Raw genomic sequence first — 21,643 nt, 5'->3', positions numbered from 1 at the left:
TTTTAGAAAAAAGAAACTTACCTTTGCTGGCATATTTATTGCGATTTTCTCGCACCACTGCATAGGCCACATTCTGGCTCAAAAGATGAAAAAACTCCTCCTCATATTAACGCTTGGCTTTTTGTTCCTTGGTGCATTACCGTCTTTCGGACAGAATTTTTACAAGGAGCGTGTTTCACGAGATCATATTATTTCGTTTGGGGTGGGACCTTCTTTTGCCTATTTGGATAATGGTGGTCAATATCGGGCTTTAAACTTTGCGATAAAACCCTCCATATCGGCATCCTTGATCAAGAAAATGACCTCTGTAATCGACCTTCGAGCTACTTTGGGGGTTCAATGGATCGAAAACGGAGGAAATCCATCTACTCAAATCCGCGATGCTTGGTTTGCTACCGGATCCTCTTTCACTGCCAAGGGCTCATCCATCTATTTTGATGTGATGCCCACATTTAACTTAGTTTCCTTCGATAATCACATCTACAGAAGCAAAGTCAATTTTTACGGTGGAGCCGGTTTGGGAATCATGTACACCCAAACGGATCAGAAAAAATCTTTTAGTGAAGAAGAGCGACCCACGAGCAATAACATCACAACGGGTTTTGTACCAGTTCGTGCTGGCTTAAGCCTCAAAATAGGACCTTATTCTGACATTGCAGGCGAGGGCACCATGCTCTTTACTTTTACAGATAATCTAGACGGAAATATTGGTTTCAATAGGTTTGGAGACCATCTTTTCCAAGCCCAGATCGTTTACCGCAGATATTTTATCCCAAAAACCAGATAGCGATAATCAGCTCACTTGCTTCTTAGCAGGCAGTACTTCTAGGTATTTTCTAGGGACATTTATCAGCATATTTTGATAAATCCCTGGGATTCGAATGACGAAGTAGTCCTTATTTCCTTTTTCTATACACTCCCCAGTCATGTGCTGAAGGGGACCAGCAATCACTTTTACTTGTTCTCCTGGCTCGATCTCCGTCCCATCAGTTTCCACATCTACCCCGGTGGATACTACTCTTTTGATCACTTCTATATCTTCATCCCGCATCGTGGCGTGCTGTCCAGAAAAATGCACAAATTTGACGGCGCCCGGTACTTGAAGACATTCCCAGAGTTGATTTCTCCTAGTCTTCACAAAAACGTACCCATTAAAGAGAGCCTTCTTCACCTTCTTCTTTCGGTCTGACCACTGCCGAAGTTCCTCCACGATAGGTAAATAAACTTCCCAGCCTCTTTCCTCCAGTCGATCAGCCACCTTCTTCTCTGAGCGCGATGTGGTATACATCACGTACCATTTTTGTTCTTCCATCTTTTGATATATTTGGGACATCGAAATTATGGAATAAACCCTTCAAATTGAAGTTTGAGACAAATAAAAACCTCCGGAACAATGTCCCGGAGGTTAATAAAAAAAACCACCAACCTTAATTCAGTTAAGCTTTCAGCTTACGAATTTTCATATTCATTCGATCCGCTAGCAAATACATAACTGGTACGATCACTAACGTAAGGAAGGTCGCAAAGGTTAACCCAAAAATGACAGTCCATGCCATTGGGCCCCAAAAATCTGCGTTATCTCCTCCGATGTAAAACTGAGGGTCAAAAGAAGACAACAAACTTCCAAAATTAATATTCATACCGATCGCCAGCGGGATCAATCCAAGTACTGTAGTAATAGCCGTCAAGAGCACAGGACGTAGTCTTGTCTTTCCAGACTCAATGATACTAGCCATCAAATCTTCATAAGAAAGTGTATCATTATCTGCTATCCCCAACTCCTCACGCTTTCTAATTCGGACAAGATTGGTGTAGTCAATCAAAACAATTGCATTATTCACTACCACACCTGCAAGGGAAATGATCCCGATTCCAGTCATAATCACCACAAACTCCATATTGAATATGGTCAAGCCTAGGAATACCCCTATAGTACTCAAAATTACAGAAGCCATAATTATAAATGGAGTGGTCACAGAGTTGAACTGAGCCACGATGATCAAGAAAATCAAAGAAACTGCAATCAAAAGCGCCCTCACCAAAAACTGCATTGACTTGGCCTGCTCCTCTTGTTCTCCAGTAAATTTCAATGAAATCCCATCAGGAACAGGATAGCTAGACAATAGAGACTGAATGGTCTGATTCACCTCAGTTGGGTTATACCCATCCAAAACATTAGAATATACCGTAACCGCTTTTTCTAGATCTTTTCTTTTGACAGAGCCATAAGTAGATCCGTATTCAATGTTAGCTACTGCCGAAATTGGAACTTCTCGCTTGGTGCCAAATTTATCTCTAAAGCCAATTTTTTTATTGACTAAAGCATTGATGTCATATCGATAATCCTCATCCAATCTCAGCTGGATCGGATAATCGTCCTCTCCCTCTTTGTATTTGGATACTTCGAGACCAAAAAGTGAGGTTCGCAAATCCGTGGCGATAGTAGAAGTAGAAAGTCCAAATCTTCGGGCCTTATCTCGATCCACATTGAGTATCAATTCTGGATTTCCCAATGAAAGGTCAGTCTTCAATTCTTCAATACCCGGAATGTTTTGCTGCTCGATATACTCACGTGTCTGATTTACAAATGCAATCAACTGCTCGTAATCTTCTCCAACAAATTCAAGGTTTACCGCCTTTCCTACTGGAGGGCCATTTCGCTGCTTATCCACAGTAATCAATACTCCGGGATAAGTTTCAGCCAAAGTCCGAATCTTCTCCATGGCTAGGTTGGTATTGATACCCTGTCTGTCGATATAGTCCACAAAACCGATAGTAATTTTAGCCTTGTGAGGAGTTGCTTCATTGGATGGACCCTCAGTAGGATCACCCGTGCCCTCCCCTACTTGGGTAATCACGGACTCAATGATATTTTGATATTCACTTAACTCCGCCATCACTTCATCTTCCATGATATCCACAAAGTCATTGGTAGCCTCGATGTCTGTTCCAATTGGAAACTCCACAAAGACATTGATGAGCTGTGGCTGATTATCTGGAAAGAAAAGAACCTTTGGAGATCTCACGAAGAAAATCATCAAAGTGGCAATCAACATCACGAAGGTTCCGGTAAAAAATACAATCGGTTTTCTACCTGCTAAAGCATAAGTAAGAATACCTTCATACATATTCTCCAACCTCACCAGAAAGATGGTTTGAAACCATCTAATTGCACTTCGGAGTACAAAGAGGTTGAACAAGGTCAGAACGCATGCAATAGCCATCAATGACCCAAATGCAGTCCAACCCACTAGGTAAAACAAAGTAGAAAGTACCAGAAATACACCAGAAACAATAATCCCTCTTTGCTTTGGCTTCACCTTGGTAATATCCTCTACTTTCATGTAAAGAGAGGTCAATACCGGGTTGATCACCAAAGCCACGAATAAAGACGAGGACAAAACGATAATCAGGGTGATGGGAAGGAATTTCATAAACTCCCCAATGGTATCATCCCAAAATGCTAAGGGCAAGAAGGCCGCCAAAGTGGTCATCGTAGATGTGATGATAGGCCAGGCTACCTCGCCTACACCCTCTTTTGCTGCTTGGACTGCAGATTTGCCCTCTGACATGAGTCGATAGATATTCTCGACAACCACGATCCCGTTATCCACCAACATCCCCAGTGCCAAAATCAAAGAGAATAGCACCATTAGATTGAGGGTGATTCCAAAGGAATTCAGAATCAAGAAAGAAATAAACATGGACAGCGGAATCGCAATACCCACGAATAATGCATTTCTAAAGCCTAAGAAAAACATCAAGACCAAGACCACGAGGATCACACCAAAAATGATGGAGTTCTCCAAATCACTTACTTGAAGTCTAGTCTGCTTGGATTGGTCATTGGTGATGGTGATTTCCAAGTCCTGCGGGAATCGATTGAGCTTGGTCTCGTCGATCAGCTCTTTGATTTTATCCGCAGCGTTCAATAGGTTTTCACCAGAACGTTTCACCACATTAATCGTAACCACGGGCAAGTTTTTGCTTCGTGCATAAGTAGCTCGCTCCTTGTAGGTGTCTTTGACCTCAGCCACATCACGGAGATAAACGATCTTTTGTTGATCTGTCTTCACAATGATATCGTTGAGCTGCATCGGGTCAGAAAACTCCCCATCCACTCTTAAAGTACGCTGGAAATCACCTGCTTTGATGCTACCTCCAGAAATGGTCACATTTTCAGTTTGAATAGCCTGAGAGATATCATTAAAACTCACGCCTACTGCCTCCATTTTGTAAGGATTGGCATTAATCTGAATCTCTCGCTCCACGGTACCCGCTAGGTCAGCACTAGAAATCTCACTCAGTTTTTCAATTTCATCTTCAAGATATTCTCCAAACTTTTTGAGCTCAGCTTCCGAGTAGTCCCCCGAAATATTCACGTTCATAATTGGGAAATCAGAAGTGTTTACCTCGAGCACATTTGGATCCTGATCTAGATCAGAAGGCAACTCGCTCTTCGCTTTATCCACCGCGTCCTTCACGTCTTGAAGCGCCTTTGTGATCTCAATACCCGGGTTAAACTCAATTACCACAGAAGAAAAATCCTGAACCGAAGTAGACTTAATATCCTTGATATCATTCAAAGACTTGAGCTCCTTTTCGATAGGTCGTGTAATCAGGTTTTCCATATCCACCGGCGAGTTGCCGGGATAGGGAGTACCCACATAGATCGTTGGGATGACGATCTCAGGAAAACTCTCTTTGGGCATGGTGCGGTAAGCACCCAAACCCAAAACAGAAATAATTAAAGTTAAAATCACCACAGAGGTGGCATTGTCCACACTCAAACTGGACAGTCCAAACTCTCTGGTTGATTTTGATTTAGTTGATTCAGCCATAATTACAACTGTGCAATGTTTACATTAAAATTATCTCCTACCTCTCTGAAACCTTTGTCTACCAAAATCTGGCCTGGAGTAAGGCCTGAAAGCACCTCGGTTTTTAAATCAAAGGTCTGCCCTCTTTTCACATATTTCTTCTTTGCCATGTCGTCCTCCACCACGAAGACGTAATCACCACGATTGTCACTCAAAATCAAATGACTAGGTACAATCGTAGCATTAACGTTTTCGTAATCCTTGATTTTAAGAACAGAAATCATATTAGGCTTTACATTCTCGATTTTTGGCAAGTACACCTCAACTTTGAATGTTCTGTTATTTGGATTGATTATCGCTCCCACAGAAGAAACTTTGGTGGCTACCTGACGATCAAGATTTGGGAAGTAAACCATTACTGAGTCGCCTTTGTCTAAAACCCCGATGTAACTCTCAGACACATCAGCCTCGATATACAGGTCACTATCTCCCACAAATTGGATCATAGCCATACCTGGCTGCACCAATTCACCCAGCCGAACATTGACCGTTTCTATCGTCCCTGCGAAAGGCGCCCGGATGATGGTTTTAGCGAGTTGAGTCTCTAGAGAAGCCAAGCTTCGCTCTAGGCCCTCTTTTCTGTTTTTAGCTTCCAAATACTGGATCTCTGTACCAATTTCTTGCTCCCAAAGTCTCGCTTGCTTCTCAAATAAAGTGGTAGCGAGATCTAGATTATTCTTCAACTCATCGATATTTCTAGTGATCGACTCCGAATCTACTCTGGCCAAAACTTGACCTTTGTCCACTCGCATACCTTCTACCACCGGGATCTCAAGGATTGTCCCTGCTGTTTCTGAGCTGATGCTGACATTCTTTTTAGAAAGCACAGATCCCGTAAGCTCTACGAAATGCTCAAAGTTTCCCTGCTCTACATTGGCAGTGGTAATGAGGATGGACTTTTTATTTGCCTTCGCAAATTCTGGATCAATAGCAGCAATCTCTTTTTCCAAATCCTGAATTTGCGTATTGAGCGCATTTACCTGATTTTTCAATTCATTCAACTGTGTAATTTTCGCCTCTGCAGGAGATTCTTCTGAAGCACCTCCACAGGAATAAACAACCCAAGAAAGTGCGAGTACAGATAAAATAGTTAAAGACTTTTTCATAATGTTTGTGATCTACAACGGAAGATGATTCCTCCGGATTAGGTTGTTGGTTAGAAATTCAAATTTGATTTTAAAATCCCCAAAGCTTTCTCTAAATCTACCTTGGCGATCAATCCATCATACAGGGCGGCGAGAAAATTGATCTCTGCTTCTTTCAAAGCTGCATCAGCATCCACCACTTCTATGTTGGACCCCACGCCTTCGTTATATTTTATTTTTGCTATATCAAATACCTCTTGGGCAAGCGCCATATTATCTTGCTGGACTTTAAGGATATCTAGGTCATTTGCCAAAGTCTGTCTTGCCTGATAAATCTCCAATGCAATATTATCTTGAAGGAAAGACCGCTGGTTTTCCAACTGCTGCATTTGAACCCTGTTTTTCTGGATCCTTGCACTCTTGGCCAATCCATCGAAAATCGGGATATTCAATGTCACTCCTAACAAGGAGCTACCAAACCAATTGATCGACTCAAAGGTGGTGCTTAAGGAATTCCCTGCACCACTTCTCTGATAGTTTCCATTGAAAAACAAGGTGGGCATGTACTGTGATTGATTGTACTTGAGGTCCAGATTGGTCAACTCAAGGCTTTTTTGCACTTGATCCTCTTCTACCCTGCGCAACCCTTCCATCGTAAGAATTTCATTCAGTTCTTCTTCCGGGTTTAATTCGGCCAAAGATTCCGTGATTTGAATGTCGTACTCCTTAGGTAGACCCATTTGGATTTTCAACAATTGCTTACTGATTTCATATGCAGTTATTGCTCGTGAGAGTGCTGTACTAGTGTTATTTCTTTGGACTTGAATTCTGCTCACGTCAATTTTTTCCGTAAAACCTGCCTCATTCAATGCTTTGGTTTCTTCTAACAAAGAATCTATACGAGCAAGGTTAGCCTCCGAAAGCTCGATTCTTCGCTCATTTACCAAAACCCCATAATAGGCTTTCTTCACTGCTTCAATCACATCGTTTTCCACTTTGAGTTGGTCAAACTCAGTCAATTCTGCAAAGGTTTTTGCTGCTCTCAGTCCTACAAAGAAGGACCCGTCAAAGATCATCTGACTGACTGTCACTCCAAGCCCAGACTGATAGCTCACGCCAAATCTAGCCGGAATAACATCGCCAGGGATACTAGGATCGCCGAATGGAGGTTCGTTTGGAAGGAAAACAACAGGAATCTGAGGATTGTAATTGATATTGAAAGACCCATTGATCTGAGGAAGACCTTTGGATGTTTCTTCCTTAGTTGTAGCCTTTGCGACCAACACTTCCAATCTGGCATTCTTTGCATTTACATTATTCTCTAACGCATATTGCAAACTCTCACTTAATGTGAGTGGGATAACTTCCTGTTGTGATTGTGCATAGCTCCCAAAGCTCAACAAGACCAATAGGAGGGCAAATAGGTTTTTCATAGTACTCTGTCAGTTGGGTTGTTTTCTTTTTTCGACTTGTAAGCCTCTCGGCCTTTTTCAGTAAATATCCCATGAAGGAAATGGTCCATCATCTCTAGCTGCACATCCACTATCTTAATCGTACCATCTCTAAACTCCTGAGATTCAAACACACTGTTTATTTGATTGACCCGAATTCTGGAAAGGATATCGCTATCAATCTCCGGTCTGAAATAGCCCAGTTTCTTTCCTTTCTCCAGCACGTTGAAAATATCTCTGCGGATCACATTTTCTTTGAAATCCTGAAAAATCCCCCAGGTCTCTGGGTAGTATTTTTGGATTTCAATGATCACCATCGGGTTCAGATCCGTCATGCGCTCGCGCATGGCTTGGGAAGTATAGAGCAAGTTTTCGATGACTCCATCCTCCCCATCAAGCATAGCAGAAAGGTGCTGATGATCTTGGGAAAGCATTTTTCGAAATGCCGAATTCACCAAGTCTTTTTTATCTGTAAAATCTTGATAAATGGTCTTCTTCGAAATACCTAAATTCCTAGCAATATCATCCATCGTAACGCTTCGCACGCCAAAACGTGTGAATTGCTCAATCGCATGATCTAAAATTTTGTCTCTCATCTCTTGTCGATATTCGGGAGCAAAACTATGGAAACTACTAAAGAGTTCAAAGTTTCCGCAGTTTTTTTCAAAAATTTTATATTGAGGTAACATTAGAATATGACGTAAAACAGAAATATGTATGTGTAATGAAGATATATAGCAAAATATTATTCTGACACTCAGGATTCTGATTTTCAAAAATTTTTAAAACTCTCTACTTTTGTATGAAATCAAAATTGTTCGAATGAGTTTTTTGAGTAGCCCTTGGGGCAAACTTTTTTATGAGCGAGAAGGTCAAGGTCAAAACGTAACCCTACTTTTTCATGGCTTTGGACAAAGCCATGAGGATATGCTGGAATTCGGGAAAATCCGCTCCGAGGCCGATACATTTATCTACATAGACATGTTCTATCATGGACGTAGCGTTTGGAACAATCCTGAGGTTGAACTCACTCGAACTATCTGGGTCAAAATCATCACCCTACTCCAGGAGCAAGAGTCCTTCAGCAAATTCCATTTGATAGGATTCAGTATGGGCGGAAAAATCAGTCTTCTCACTTTCGAGCTGATGCCCGAGCGAGTGGAAAGCTTACTCCTCATCGGTCCTGATGGGATCAAGACAGGCAAATGGTACAGCACAGCCAATTATCCGACCTTCATTTCACCTTTATTTAAGAGGCTGATTTTTAAACCCAAAAGAGTATTCAGAATCTTTGAAGGCCTACAAAAAGCTGGCATGGTCGAGAAAAGCATTCATAAGTTTATCACCACACAAATGGAAACACGGTCCAAACGGGCGCAAATCTTTTTTGTTTGGAAAGTATTCGGGAGAATTCAATTGGACCTTGGGCAAATCATTAAAAATGCTAGAAAAACGAAAACTCCGATCCGGATTTGCATTGGTGAATACGATGCCATGATCACTAAAGCCAATATGAATCGCTTTCTGGAAAAACTTCCTCATGCTACCTTGACCTTATTCCCCGTGGGGCATGGGCAACTTATCCAAGCGACTGTGGCCGAGGACCTGAAAAAGCAGCCCTAAGCAGCGCAAAATAAAGCTCCTCATTTCCATCTCATAGGACAAATCCTTACCTTTGCAACTTACCAGATCAGACGCATGATTTTCTTCTTTGAATCACCCCAAAAACGCATTTTTGCTGTTCAAACCTCACATCCCATCACCGCTGAGGATCAAGAAAAATTAACCTGGCTTTTTGGCGAAGCAAGCCCAATAGAAAAATCTTCCGTCACTGGAAATTACGCTGGCCCCCGCAAGGAAATGGTCACACCATGGTCGACCAATGCCGTGGAAATCACGGTCAACATGGGAATCAATGGAATCATCCGAATCGAAGAATTCACACCCATGGCTGAAGGTGAGCAGATCGACCCCATGCTTCAGAAAGCCTATACCCTACTCGATCAGGATCTGTTCGATATTCATTTGGAGCCAGAACCCATCAAGCAGATCGAAGACATCGCGTCTTATAACAAATCTGAAGGCCTGGCCCTAAGCGATGAGGAAGTGGACTATTTGATCGGTGTGGCGAAGCAACTGGATCGACCATTGACAGATTCTGAAGTATTTGGTTTTTCCCAAGTCAACTCAGAGCATTGTCGACATAAAATCTTCAATGGAACCTTTATCATCGATGGGGAAGAAAAACCACAAACTCTTTTTCAACTGATCAAAGAAACCTCTAAGGCAAATCCGAATCGAATAGCCTCTGCTTACAAGGACAACGTGGCTTTTGTCAATGGACCAAAAGCCCAGCAATTCGCTCCCAAAACGCAGGATAAGGCCGATTTCTTTGAGACTCGAGATATTGATACCGTTATTTCGCTGAAAGCGGAAACTCATAACTTCCCTACCACAGTAGAACCATTCAACGGTGCCGCTACTGGTGGAGGAGGAGAAATCCGAGATAGAATGGCTGGGGGGACGGCTTCTATTCCTTTGGCCGGAACGGCCATATACATGACCTCCTATTCACGTACGGAAGAAGGGCGGAGCTGGGAAAAAAATCTACCCGCTAGACCTTGGCTGTATCAAACTCCTATGGATATTTTGATCAAAGCCTCCAATGGTGCTTCAGATTTCGGAAATAAATTTGGTCAGCCTTTGATCTGTGGATCTGTGCTCACTTTTGAGCACGAGGAAGATGGGAAACAGCATGGTTTTGACAAGGTGATTATGCTCGCCGGTGGTGTAGGTTTTACCAATGCCAAGTACACAAAAAAATCCGAGCCAAAAGCAGGTGATCAGATCGTCATCATGGGTGGTGATAACTATCGCATCGGAATGGGCGGATCTGCCGTCTCTTCCTTGAACACGGGCGAGCTTTCCAATGCCATCGAACTCAATGCCATTCAGCGATCCAATCCAGAGATGCAAAAGCGAGTGGCGAATGTGATTCGTGCAATGGCCGAAGATGAAAACAATCCGATCATTTCTATTCACGATCATGGCGCAGGAGGCCATTTGAATTGCCTCTCTGAGCTTGTAGAAAGTACTGGTGGTACCATTCACATAGATCAACTCCCTGTGGGAGACCCTACCCTATCCGCCAAGGAAATTGTAGGAAATGAGTCACAGGAGCGAATGGGACTAGTCATAGGAAAAAAAGACATCGCTACCCTGAAGACCATCTCGGAACGTGAGCGTGCGCCTTTCTATGTCGTGGGAGAAACAACAGGGGACATGCACTTCAAGTTTGAAAATCAGAAGACAGGAGAAAAGCCCGTAGACTGGAACCTCGCTTACATGTTTGGCTCCTCGCCAAAAACTATACTTGAAGACAGTCATTCCGAGGCCCATTTTGCTGAAGGCAGCTATGATCCCGAACAAATAAAAGACTATATCAAAGAGGTGCTGCAGCTGGAAGCGGTGGCCTGCAAAGATTGGCTCACCAATAAAGTGGACCGATCTGTAACAGGACGCGTAGCCACTCAGCAAACCGTGGGTGAAATCCAACTTCCACTCAATGATGTGGCCGTCATGGCTTTGGACTTTACCGGAGAAAAAGGAATTGCTACCTCCATTGGACATGCACCTGTGGCTGCTTTGGCAGACCCAGAAGCTGGCAGCAGATTGGCCATTGCCGAGGCCTTGACCAATTTGATCTTCGCCCCTATCGCTGACGGGATGGCTGGAATCTCTCTCTCTGCAAACTGGATGTGGCCCGCCAAAAATCCAGGAGAAAACGATAGACTCTATCGTGCGGTGGAGGAAGTTTCTCGATTTGCGATAGAACTGGGAGTAAATATTCCTACGGGAAAAGATTCACTTTCCATGACGCAGAAATACCCTGACGGAAAAACAGTCTATTCTCCAGGAACGGTGATTATCTCCACCGTGGGTGAATGTAGTGATATCAAGAAAACAGTAAAAACAGCGATTACGCCTGATTTAGGAAGCCGACTGCTCTACATAGATTTTTCAAAAGACGAGCTTAAGCTGGCGGGATCAAGCTTTTACCAAAGTCTCAATAAAATCGGGCAAGAGACCCCGACGGTGAAAAACGCACGGTATTTTGCCAAAGCCTTTACCGCAGTGCAAGACCTGATCGATCAAACTTGGATCCTGGCAGGACACGACATCTCCTCGGGAGGTTTGATTACTACATTGCTAGAAATGTGCTTCCCTACCCCAGGAATTGGGCTAGACGTAAATCTCGACCGGATAGGTGAAAAGGATTTGGTCAAGGCTTTGTTTGCGGAAAACCCCGGAATCGTACTTCAAGTGCCATCCGATCATGCGGTGGAAGAACTCCTTACCGAGGCCAATATCGACTATGTGGAATTGGCAGCGGTCACTGATTCGGGCAAAATCGAATTGCTCGGTAGTGCTGTCAGCCTCGACGTGGACGAACTACGAGACATTTGGTTTAAGTCTTCTTATTTGCTGGACAGAAAGCAAAGTGGTGAGGACTTAGCGAAAAATCGATTTGATAATTACAAGCTGCAACCTCTTTCCTATGAATTTGCCGAAGGCTGGAAAGGTAGTTTTGCAGAAGCTGGACTCGATCCTTTCCGCGCCAACAAAGGAAAAGCCAAAGCCGCAATAATCCGAGAAAAAGGGGTGAATGGAGACCGTGAGATGGCCTATGCATTATGGCTAGCTGGCTTTGAAGTGAAAGACGTACACATGACCGATTTGATCTCGGGCAGAGAAAATCTAGAGGATGTTCAAATGATCGTATTTGTGGGTGGATTCTCCAATTCTGATGTCTTGGGATCTGCAAAGGGTTGGGCAGGTGCCTTTCTTTACAATCCTAAGGCAAAACAAGCCTTGGACAACTTCTATGCACGTCCAGACACCCTTAGCCTTGGAGTATGTAACGGCTGCCAGCTGATGATCGAGCTAGGTCTAGTCAATCCGGAGCATCCTGTACAGCCCAAAATGCTACACAATGCAAGTCAAAAGTTTGAGTCAGCCTTTGTGAACGTGACTATCCCAGAAAACCAATCTGTGATGCTCGGTTCGCTAAGCGGACAGCGACTCGGAGTATGGGTCGCACACGGAGAGGGTAAATTTCAGTTGCCAGCCAATCCTATGGACTATCACTTTGCCATGCGCTACAGCTATGAAAGCTACCCAGGCAATCCAAATGGATCGGACTATGCGACGGCAGCTCTCGCCTCAAAGGACGGAAGACATCTTGCTATGATGCCGCATATCGAGCGAAGCTTAAAGCCTTGGAATTGGGCACACTGGCCAAGTGATCGAAAAGACGATTTTACTCCTTGGATGGAGGCTTTTGTGAATGCGAAGAATTGGGTGGAAACGAATTCTGAAGGCTGAATTCAGAAAGCTGAAAATGTATACTAAACACAAAATCCCCTGGATCGCTCTAGGGGATTTTTTTTTGTGAAATAGCTTTTCTCCATCCTTTTCTTTGCAATAAAATATTCAAAGTCCCAAAGATGGAATGGAGGGAATTCTTAATTTGGTATTAACACCAGTCCACAAGACTCTGGACAAAGGCGATATAGACGCAACAGACTAGCAGGTGTTGTGTAAATACGGATGTCGTGTGTAACGTGAACCGACCGAGATAATATGAATCTAAACCAAATAACAGTTCCTTCATTGGATTTGACAAAATCAATCCCTTTTTATGAAAAATTGGGACTTAAATTAATTGTGAAATCACTACCGCATTACGCACGATTTGAATGCCCAAATGGAAACTCAACTTTTTCAATTCATCAAACGGACGAATTACCAAAAGGGGATGGAATCTACGTGTATTTTGAATGTGAAAATCTTGACGAGCAAGTTGATAAAATAAAAAGTAAAGGAATTGAATTTGACCAAGAGCCAACCGACCAAATGTGGTTGTGGAGAGAAGCTAGACTAAAAGACCTTGACGGAAATCAACTCATATTATTTTATGGTGGAGAAAACCGTCTTAATCCACCTTGGAGAATAAAAAATGGAAACGAAAATTGAATAAAACACCATACACAACAATGGCTATAAGTAATTGCTTGTTCTCGCCTACTTCTAAAAATCCGCGAGGATTTTCAGCTTGGTGTGTACTTGCAAAGTAAAGCCCTAACCCACGCAGCTTCTCATAGGTGAGACCGTTGTGCTTCATTATCTGAAACCACCAGCAAATGATTAAATTCTTTAGAAAAATTAGACAAAACTTACTGTTAGAAAATAAAACTGGAAAGTATTTTAAATACGCTATTGGAGAGATTGTTCTTGTAGTTATTGGAATTTTGATTGCACTTCAAATTAATAATTGGAATGAAAATCGTAAAGATCGAATAATAGAAAAAGAAATATTAACTGAGCTAATTGCAACTACTAAAAGCAACCATGAATCCTTGTTAAAAGGTCTGAAAAGTTGGGAATCTACCACTAAATCTTTAAATCTTATTATACAAATTATAGATCAACGTCTTCCTTATGCTGATTCTCTTGCAGGATATTTTAAAGAGGCACACAGGAAAAGAGGAAATAACTTGAATGGTTTAAATTTTTCGGGATACAAGTCTCTCGAAAACAGAGGTTATCATTTAATACGAAACCCCGAACTTAGAAAAGAGATAATTAATTTATTTGAACAAAGGTTGTCGCGTCTCTCGGCTACAAATAATCAGGTAGATATTGATAACGGTAGTTTCTACTATGAATACATAGCTAAGAACTTCAGATTAGATGATAAGGGCCATATCCCTCACAGTTATCAAAGTCTTTTAGATGATCCCTTTTATTACTCCATTTTAAAGGGATTGGAAAGTAGCATGGACAGAAAAAAAAATAGAGTAAGAGATTTTCTCTTCATAAATAAGCAAGTCCTTGAATTACTAGAAACTGAATTATCCATATTAAATTAACCTAAAAAATGCATTAATCAATGCCGCTGTATCATGATAAATTTCTTTAGAAAAATCCGTCAAAAGCTATTATCCGAAAATAAACTCAAGAAATATTTATTCTATGCAATAGGCGAAATAGCACTTGTTATGATTGGAATATTATTGGCTCTTCAAGTCAATAATGCAAATGAAGAACGAAAAAATAGGGCAATAGAAAAAGCATATCTATCGGATATATACGCGGATTTTGTCAACAACAAAAAGCAATTCGAAGAGCGATTACAATATTTTAGAAATCAATTTAAAACGGCCGATAGTTTGGGTAGGTACGTTTTCCCCATTACAGACAGCAACTGGAAGGATGTAAAAAAATATATGGTAGCGTATTCTTACCAAGCACCTTTGACCCTAACAGGAGCAGTATTAATGCCTTAATCAATTCTGGTAGAATAGATATTATTCAAAATGACTTTCTGAAAAAAAAGATCTTAACCTGGAATGACAAGTACGAAGACTATAAGGAAAGCGAATACGCCCTGGAAAAACTTTGGGATAATTGGAATGAGATTGTGCTCAATGAACCATATTTTGATGAATACAGGGAAAACACCGACCAATCGATTCCTTTCAATCTAAAGCTAAAACTAGAACAGTTAATGAAACGAAGAAGAACTGAACTCGGGCTTATATCAAGCAGATGGAAAATAAACCAAGAGTCCGAAGAACTCATGTCGCTTATTAGTTCTATAATCACTTTGACCGAACCATATACTATAAAAAATTAATTGATAACGGAAGCACAACAAGGTATATATGCCATACCCTTTGGGATATAAATTATATACTAGATGGTCGTGCTTCATTATCAGAAACCGCTAACCAATGATAAGATTCTTTAGAAAAATTAGACAAAGCTTGCTTTCAGAAGGCAAAACTGGAAAGTATTTGAAATATGCCATCGGAGAAATTGTACTTGTCGTAATTGGAATTTTGATTGCACTTGCCATCAATAACAGTAATCAAAATCGGGTTATTCAAGAAAAAGAGCAAACTTATTTGAATGGTTTAAGAGCGGAATTTAAAATCAGCAAACTTAAATTAAGTGAATTGATTGAAGTAAACAAGAGTAATTTTTACGGAGCAAAAAAGCTATTAGAATATATTTCCAATAAAATAGAGTCACCATCCGAAACGCAGTTTTCTGAATTATTGTTCAATACTTTTTCCTCTGATATTTCTTTTAATCCAAATAACTCACTTTTAAACGAAATAATAAACTCTGGGAGTTTAAAAGATATTTCAAATACAGACTTAAGGATACAATTGACAAATTGGATTTCAACTATAGAAGATGTCTCAAAACAGGAAAACGAACTTGGAATTCAAAGAGAAAAAGTGCTTGACATTTTTAGAACAAATGATAACAGTTTACGAACCATATTTGACCTAACAGGTGTAAACCAAGAAATAGGTGTGCAAAAAATGGAGCAGAATATTAGCAATCTGGAGCTGTTAAATTCAAGGAAGTTCGAAAATAATATTTTGATGTTTATTCTAACAACTAACGCAATGGAAAAAGCGCATTATGAACCCTTAATGGAGGATTTGAACTCTATTTTGAAGCTAATTGAAAATGAAATAAAATAACGAAAGGCTAACAACGTATATAAAAAATAACGATTTAAGGGCTTAAGCGAAAAAATGTTTTATAAATTTAAGGTCGGGGTAAACTCGAACAGTTCGTGAGTAAAACACGCTACTTTTCATATACAAAACCGTTAGCCACAATTTTAAAAATGAGAATGTATAAATTATTAATTATCCCCATTTTATTTTTAGCCTCTTGTAAATCACAAGAGGAAAGCAAAGATGATTTCATCTCATTTGACGGAACAAAAATTGCGTATTCTGACCAAGGAAGCGGAGAAATTGTTTTACTAATTCATGGTTTTATAGTCGATGGAAATTGGAATTGGAAGGAATCAGAATTAAAAAAACAACTGATTAAAAAAGGCTACAGGGTTATTATTCCAGATTTAAGAGGTAATGGAGATTCTGATAAACCACAAAATGAAGATTCCTATAGAAATAATGCGGAAGTGAAGGATTTAATAGCTCTAATTGACCATTTAGGAGCCGACAACTATATGGCTGTTGGATACTCAAGAGGTTCAATAGTGCTTGCGAACTTACTTACGAAAGACAGGCGGATAACGAAGGCGGTATTTGGGGGAATGGGAATTGGATTTACTGATCCAAACTGGCACAGACGAGTTGAATTTGGAAATGTCTTTTCTGGGCGCACTGAGCCTAATGAAATGACAAGAGAAGCTGTAGAATTTGCAGAAGATCTTGATGTGAACTTTAAAATAATGGGCTATTTGCAGGACCATCAACCTGAAACAACTATCGCAGAACTTAACACAATTAAGGTAGAGACTTTGGTGATTTGTGGAGACGAGGATTTAGATAATGGGAATCCGAAAGAATTACAAGAACAATTACCCAATAGTAGATTGAGTCTTGTTCATGGAGACCATATGAGTACACCTTTTTCTGAGGATTTCGCCGAATCGGTTATTGAATTTCTTAATGAAAAATAACCTTGCCTTAGGATGGGTATAAGTAATTGCTTGCCTGCCTTTTGGCAGCCAAGTTCTCGCCTACTTCTGAGAATTCCTCCGGATTTTCAGTTTGGTGCGTACCCGCAGGCGGCCTTGCAAAGTTGAGTTACTCTGCCTTCTTATCGCTAAGCTCGTCGGAGGCATTGCACAACTCGTCAAAGGTGAGACTATTGAATTTCATTCTAGCTAAGCACATAAGTTCAACCTCATAACATGGACTTTAAAAATCTTATAACAAAAAATCTAGAGAAAGGAACTTTGCTTTTAAGTCCCGGGCAAAAATGCAATTATGGTTACAGAGTAGTGAGTGGCTGTCTGAAAAGTTATGTGTTAGATAGTTCTGGAAAAGAGCACATCCTACAGTTTGCCCCAGAAGATTGGTTCATTTCTGATTTAGAAAGCTTCACAAAAGATACTCCTAGCAAAATATTCATTAGCGCCATAGAAAATTCAGTAGTTCAAATGATTAGCAAAGAAGAACTACCGAGTTTTGAGGAATTGGATCATCAATGGCAGGTAGAATTTGGACTTAAGTTTCGCAATAATTTGATTGCTGCAAATAACCGATTGATTTCCCTTCTAAGCGGAACAGCGGAAGAAAAATATCTGGAGTTCACACAAACTTACCCTGCCCTGGTTCAACGGCTACCACAAAAGCTCATCGCCTCTTACCTTGGAATGACACCTGAACACCTCAGTTATACCCGTGGTAAACTAGCCAAAAAGAAGTAGCAACATTTCTTAAGATATCTTATTTTTTATCCATCGAGCCTTTTGAACTTTTGTCTTATAAAATTTTAAGACATGGAACAAAAGAAAAACAAAGCAATGCATATCACATTATGGATTGCACAAGGATTATTAGCAGCGATGTTTATCATGGCTGGGTTTATGAAAGCTTCTCAACCTGTGGAGGCATTGGCAGAAGCTCTGCCATGGGTTACAGCAACCCCACTCGGCTTGGTAAGATTCATAGGATTTTGTGAAATTCTCGGTGGTTTAGGTTTATTGCTACCTTCATTTCTTCGCATCAAGCCCACTCTAACCGTCTGGGCGGCCTTAGGTCTTGTCGCAGTAATGGTACTGGCAGCAGGTTTTCACGCTACACGTGGTGAATTTTCAGCGATTGGAATGAACGTTATATTGATGACCGTGGCTGCATTCATCGCATGGGGAAGAAGCAAAAAAGCACCTATTCTTGCTAAAAGTTAATGATAAATCAATCTCTTCATAAATTTTGTGATTGAATAATACGGCATTCAATTATAAATAAAAGCAACAGCGGTTTGGGTGAATACTCAAACCGTTTTTGTGTTTAATTCAGTATAGCAGCACCTGAAAGTAGTTGGATTTTATCCTTTAATACGCCTATACTAAACGTTCGCGATAAGACTATTAGACAAAACTAATCCCCGTTTTTATGAGTTGATCATATACTTTAAGGTCTATACTATACAAATAGGGAGCCTTATTCTGCGCTCCAGTCATCAATTTCTCATGTCTAGTCAAAATACCTAACTTCATCATTTTTCGCTGAAAATTCCCCCTATCAAGTTTTTGGTCAAGAATTGATTCATACAGCCGTTGCAAATCCAACATGGTAAATTTTTGATCCAAAAGTTCTTTGCCGATAGGTAAAAAATTGATTTGTCTTTTTAACTGACTCAGCGCTTCTGAAATCATCTTCTTATGATCCAATACAAGGTTGGGTAATTCATTCACTGGAACCCATGCGCACTCTTCACTCACAGCATCCGGCGTCGGCTCAGCTTTATTACAATTGATTAGCGCAAAATACGCAGTAGAAATAAACCGCTGATTGAACCATTGATCAAGAACAGTTCGATCTGCAGTACTCCAAGTTGATCTGAGTTTATTAAACCCCTCTTGACTGATTTCATTACAATTCCAACCTCTATTGATGGAACTGTAGGTTTTAAACTGTTCCAAATAAACCCCATCGAGCCCAGTCCTTTCCTTCAGCACCAGACCTATCACCTCTTCCATTTCCTGCCCTTGTGGTAAAAACCCGCCTGGTAAGGCCCATGCATTATGCTCCTTATACTTGAGCAATAGGACCTTAAGCACGTTGTTCTGATAGCCCAACACCACACAATCCAGGGATACACCTGGGACACACTTTTCTACTAACTCTCTTAAAAATTTACTCAAAACGGATTCTTAAATCTTCTAATTTTTCAAAGTAACAAAATAATACATATCTTTAATTTGTCATAATGACAATTTAAGGTCTCGCCGTTTAAATTAAGTAACTATGAATACCAAAAATCTATTTCAAATACTGTTTGCCTTTGCACCTCTCCTTTTGCTCACCAATTGTGGCGAAAGATTCACCACAGAGTCGAAAGACGGATTCATCAGCGTTATTAATGAAAACGGAAGCACGTTAGGTTATAACCCCAATTCTGGAGTGAGCCTATTGACTGTAGACCGATATGCCTTCAAAGACCTTAATCAAAATGGTGAATTGGATGATTATGAGGATTGGCGTTTACCGGTTCAGCAAAGAGCGGAAGACTTAGCGTCCAAAATGTCTATAGAACAAATTGCGGGGTTGATGCTTTATAGTGGGCATCAGTCAATCCCCGCTACGGGCAGACGCGGATCTAGCTACGGGGGTAAATCCTATGAAGAAAGTGGTGCATTACCAAGTGACCTTTCTGACACCCAAAAGAAATTTTTAACTGAGGACAACCTTCGACATGTGTTAATTACCAGCGTTGAAAGTGCTGCTGTTTCCGCTCAATGGAACAACAATGCGCAAGCTTTTGTAGAAGGCATGGGGCTCGGGATACCCGTAAATACAAGTTCTGACCCAAGACATGGAAGCGATACATATGCAGAGTTCAATGAAGGAGCAGGTGGTGACATTTCTATGTGGCCTGGAACACTAGGGATTGCTGCGTCATTCGACCCTGAACTGATGAAACAATTTGGAGATATTGCCTCTAAAGAGTACCGCGCCCTAGGGATTACTACTGCCTTATCACCGCAAATTGACTTAGCTACCGAGCCAAGGTGGAGCCGTTTTGATGGTACAATGGGCGAGGATCCAGATTTAGCAACTGATTTAGCCAAAGCCTATGTAGATGGTTTTCAATCTTCTAAAGGAGGTGATTGGGGTTTTGAAAGTGTCAACACTATGGTAAAACATTGGCCAGGAGGAGGACCTGAAGAAGGTGGACGTGATGGGCACTTCGGGTATGGTGCATATGCCGTTTATCCAGGTAAAAACATTGGCGATCACTTACAACCCTTCACTGAAGGTGCTTTTAATCTAGATGGTGCCACAAAAATGGCATCTGCTGTAATGCCTTATTACACTATTTCTGATGGTGAAGGAGAAGCCGTTGCCAATGGTTTTAATAAATACTTAATCACCGATCTTTTACGTGAAAAATATGGCTACGATGGTGTGTTATGTACAGACTGGGGTATAACCGGTGATGCTGCTGCTGTTGACCAATTTCAAGGAAAGCCCTGGGGTGTAGAAGATCTCTCCGTTGCTGAGCGTCATTACAAGGCAATTGAAGCTGGTATGGACCAATTCGGAGGGAACAACGACATGAAGCCTGTAATAGCTGCATACAAATTGGGGGTTGAAGAACATGGTGAGGAATACATGCGTAAGCGATTTGAAACTTCTGCCATACGCTTATTAAAAAATATTTTTAGAGTAGGTCTTTTTGAAAATCCCTATTTAAATATTGAATTAACCAAGACAATAGTTGGAAACCCAGAATACATGAAAGCCGGCTTCGAGGCCCAGTTACGTTCGATAGTGATGCTCAAAAATCAATCAAGCACACTACCCATAAAAGAAAAACGAAAAGTCTATGTTCCTCAGCGCTATGTAGCCTCAACCACTAATTGGTTTGGCAATGTAACGCCTGCAAAAACTGAATCTCCTTTTAACATGGCGGTGATCGCTCAGTATTATGATGTGGTTGATGATCCGAATGATGCTGACTTTGCACTGGTAGGTATCCAAAGCCCAAATGGTGGTGTAGGTTACGATGCAGCAGACTTAGCAAAAGGAGGTAATGGTTATGTTCCTATTAGTCTGCAGTACGGTCCGTATACTGCTTCAACCGCTAGGGAAGTCAGTCTTGCAGGAGGTAGCCCCTTAGAGGATTTCACGAATAGAACCTACAAAGACAAATCGGTAAAAACTGTAAACAGTACAGACATGGACTTGGTAACTACAACCAAAAGTAAAATGGGTGAAAAACCAGTGATTGTAGTTATAAATATATCTAAACCCATGATTTTCTCTGAAATTGAACCGAGTGCATTTGCCATCTTGATTCATATGGGTGTTCAAGATCAAGCTTTAATGGATATCATTTCGGGCAAGAAAGAACCCTCAGGGTTATTACCTTTTCAGATGCCAGCCAATATGCTAACCGTAGAGGCCCAGTTTGAAGACGTCCCAAGAGACATGACGGCTTACTCGGATTCCGAAGGCCATACTTATGACTTTGCTTTTGGTCTCAATTGGAGTGGTCAAATTGAAGATGCTAGAACTGAAAAATATAGGTAAAAACCATTAGGGTAAAAGAGTATTGAAGGATGGTCTGCTAACAAACCCTGAAAATGCTAATTCATTATTGTAAAGGTCATTAGAAATGCTAAGCTTATGGTTTCCTAGGAATTTGACCTTGTACT

General features: G+C 41.0%; 17 protein-coding genes. 11 read left to right on the top strand and 6 right to left on the bottom strand.

The genetic code is table 11. The annotated features are described in order from the left end of the window. Window positions 1-85: 85 nt before the first annotated feature. Window positions 86-787 (top strand): hypothetical protein, encoded by a 702-nt coding sequence (locus ACFOSV_RS09890; RefSeq protein ID WP_377905847.1) that lies wholly within the window; start codon window positions 86-88, stop codon window positions 785-787. Between the two features lie 6 nt (window positions 788-793). Here the strand turns inward: ACFOSV_RS09890 and ACFOSV_RS09885 are convergent, their stop codons facing one another. From ACFOSV_RS09885 to ACFOSV_RS09865, 5 genes are all read right to left on the bottom strand, one after another. Beyond that, the gene (locus ACFOSV_RS09885; protein ID WP_377905846.1) at window positions 794-1,312 is read right to left on the bottom strand and encodes a UpxY family transcription antiterminator; all 519 of its coding nucleotides are present in this window, start codon (window positions 1,310-1,312) and stop codon (window positions 794-796) included. Window positions 1,313-1,436: 124 nt separating this feature from the next. Beyond that, window positions 1,437-4,841, bottom strand: a complete 3,405-nt coding sequence (locus tag ACFOSV_RS09880) for an efflux RND transporter permease subunit (RefSeq protein ID WP_377905845.1) — start codon at window positions 4,839-4,841, stop codon at window positions 1,437-1,439. Between the two features lie 2 nt (window positions 4,842-4,843). Next, window positions 4,844-5,986 carry an efflux RND transporter periplasmic adaptor subunit gene (locus tag ACFOSV_RS09875; RefSeq protein ID WP_377905844.1) on the bottom strand — a complete coding sequence of 381 codons (1,143 nt, stop codon included), beginning with the start codon at window positions 5,984-5,986 and terminating at the stop codon, window positions 4,844-4,846. A gap of 50 nt (window positions 5,987-6,036) precedes the next feature. Continuing rightward, complete coding sequence (locus tag ACFOSV_RS09870) at window positions 6,037-7,398, bottom strand: TolC family protein (RefSeq protein ID WP_377905843.1); 1,362 nt, start codon at window positions 7,396-7,398, stop codon at window positions 6,037-6,039. Further along, window positions 7,395-8,012: a TetR/AcrR family transcriptional regulator gene (locus ACFOSV_RS09865; RefSeq protein WP_377905842.1), complete on the bottom strand. Its 618-nt coding sequence runs from the start codon at window positions 8,010-8,012 to the stop codon at window positions 7,395-7,397. The genes ACFOSV_RS09870 and ACFOSV_RS09865 overlap by 4 nt, the downstream gene beginning before the upstream one ends. A 226-nt stretch (window positions 8,013-8,238) precedes the next feature. Between ACFOSV_RS09865 and ACFOSV_RS09860 the strand changes: the two genes are divergently transcribed. The 9 genes from ACFOSV_RS09860 (at window position 8,239) to ACFOSV_RS09820 (ending at window position 18,166) form a co-directional block, all read left to right on the top strand. Continuing rightward, entirely contained in the window at window positions 8,239-9,039 is an 801-nt protein-coding gene (locus ACFOSV_RS09860; RefSeq protein ID WP_377905841.1) for an alpha/beta fold hydrolase, read from the top strand. Between the two features lie 75 nt (window positions 9,040-9,114). After that, window positions 9,115-12,801 (top strand): phosphoribosylformylglycinamidine synthase, encoded by a 3,687-nt coding sequence (purL, locus tag ACFOSV_RS09855; protein ID WP_377905840.1) that lies wholly within the window; start codon window positions 9,115-9,117, stop codon window positions 12,799-12,801. Between the two features lie 258 nt (window positions 12,802-13,059). Further along, the gene (locus ACFOSV_RS09850; RefSeq protein WP_377905839.1) at window positions 13,060-13,452 is read left to right on the top strand and encodes a VOC family protein; all 393 of its coding nucleotides are present in this window, start codon (window positions 13,060-13,062) and stop codon (window positions 13,450-13,452) included. Between the two features lie 167 nt (window positions 13,453-13,619). After that, complete coding sequence (locus ACFOSV_RS09845; RefSeq protein ID WP_377905838.1) at window positions 13,620-14,348, top strand: DUF6090 family protein; 729 nt, start codon at window positions 13,620-13,622, stop codon at window positions 14,346-14,348. A 33-nt stretch (window positions 14,349-14,381) separates the two neighbouring features. Continuing rightward, window positions 14,382-14,765, top strand: a complete 384-nt coding sequence (locus ACFOSV_RS09840; protein WP_377905837.1) for a DUF6090 family protein — start codon at window positions 14,382-14,384, stop codon at window positions 14,763-14,765. Between the two features lie 447 nt (window positions 14,766-15,212). Further along, window positions 15,213-15,977: a DUF6090 family protein gene (locus ACFOSV_RS09835; RefSeq protein ID WP_377905836.1), complete on the top strand. Its 765-nt coding sequence runs from the start codon at window positions 15,213-15,215 to the stop codon at window positions 15,975-15,977. Between the two features lie 95 nt (window positions 15,978-16,072). After that, window positions 16,073-16,933 carry an alpha/beta fold hydrolase gene (locus tag ACFOSV_RS09830; protein ID WP_377905835.1) on the top strand — a complete coding sequence of 287 codons (861 nt, stop codon included), beginning with the start codon at window positions 16,073-16,075 and terminating at the stop codon, window positions 16,931-16,933. A gap of 234 nt (window positions 16,934-17,167) precedes the next feature. Further along, window positions 17,168-17,686 (top strand): Crp/Fnr family transcriptional regulator, encoded by a 519-nt coding sequence (locus ACFOSV_RS09825; protein WP_377905834.1) that lies wholly within the window; start codon window positions 17,168-17,170, stop codon window positions 17,684-17,686. A 72-nt stretch (window positions 17,687-17,758) separates the two neighbouring features. Beyond that, on the top strand, window positions 17,759-18,166 hold the full coding sequence (locus ACFOSV_RS09820) for a DoxX family protein (protein ID WP_377905833.1): 408 nt from the start codon (window positions 17,759-17,761) through the stop codon (window positions 18,164-18,166). 183 nt (window positions 18,167-18,349) lie between these two features. On the opposite strand, the gene ACFOSV_RS09815 is transcribed toward ACFOSV_RS09820, so the two are convergent. Further along, window positions 18,350-19,126 carry an NUDIX hydrolase gene (locus ACFOSV_RS09815; RefSeq protein WP_377905832.1) on the bottom strand — a complete coding sequence of 259 codons (777 nt, stop codon included), beginning with the start codon at window positions 19,124-19,126 and terminating at the stop codon, window positions 18,350-18,352. A 103-nt stretch (window positions 19,127-19,229) separates the two neighbouring features. On the opposite strand from ACFOSV_RS09815, the gene ACFOSV_RS09810 reads away from it, so the two are divergent. Continuing rightward, on the top strand, window positions 19,230-21,518 hold the full coding sequence (locus tag ACFOSV_RS09810) for a glycoside hydrolase family 3 protein (protein WP_377905831.1): 2,289 nt from the start codon (window positions 19,230-19,232) through the stop codon (window positions 21,516-21,518). Window positions 21,519-21,643: the final 125 nt, after the last annotated feature.

It is taken from the genome of Algoriphagus namhaensis (genome assembly GCF_042649705.1).
Classification (GTDB): Bacteria; Bacteroidota; Bacteroidia; order Cytophagales; family Cyclobacteriaceae; genus Algoriphagus; species Algoriphagus namhaensis.
The sequence above is the reverse complement of the archived record's forward strand: the minus strand, read 5'-3'. Positions and strand labels throughout refer to the sequence as shown.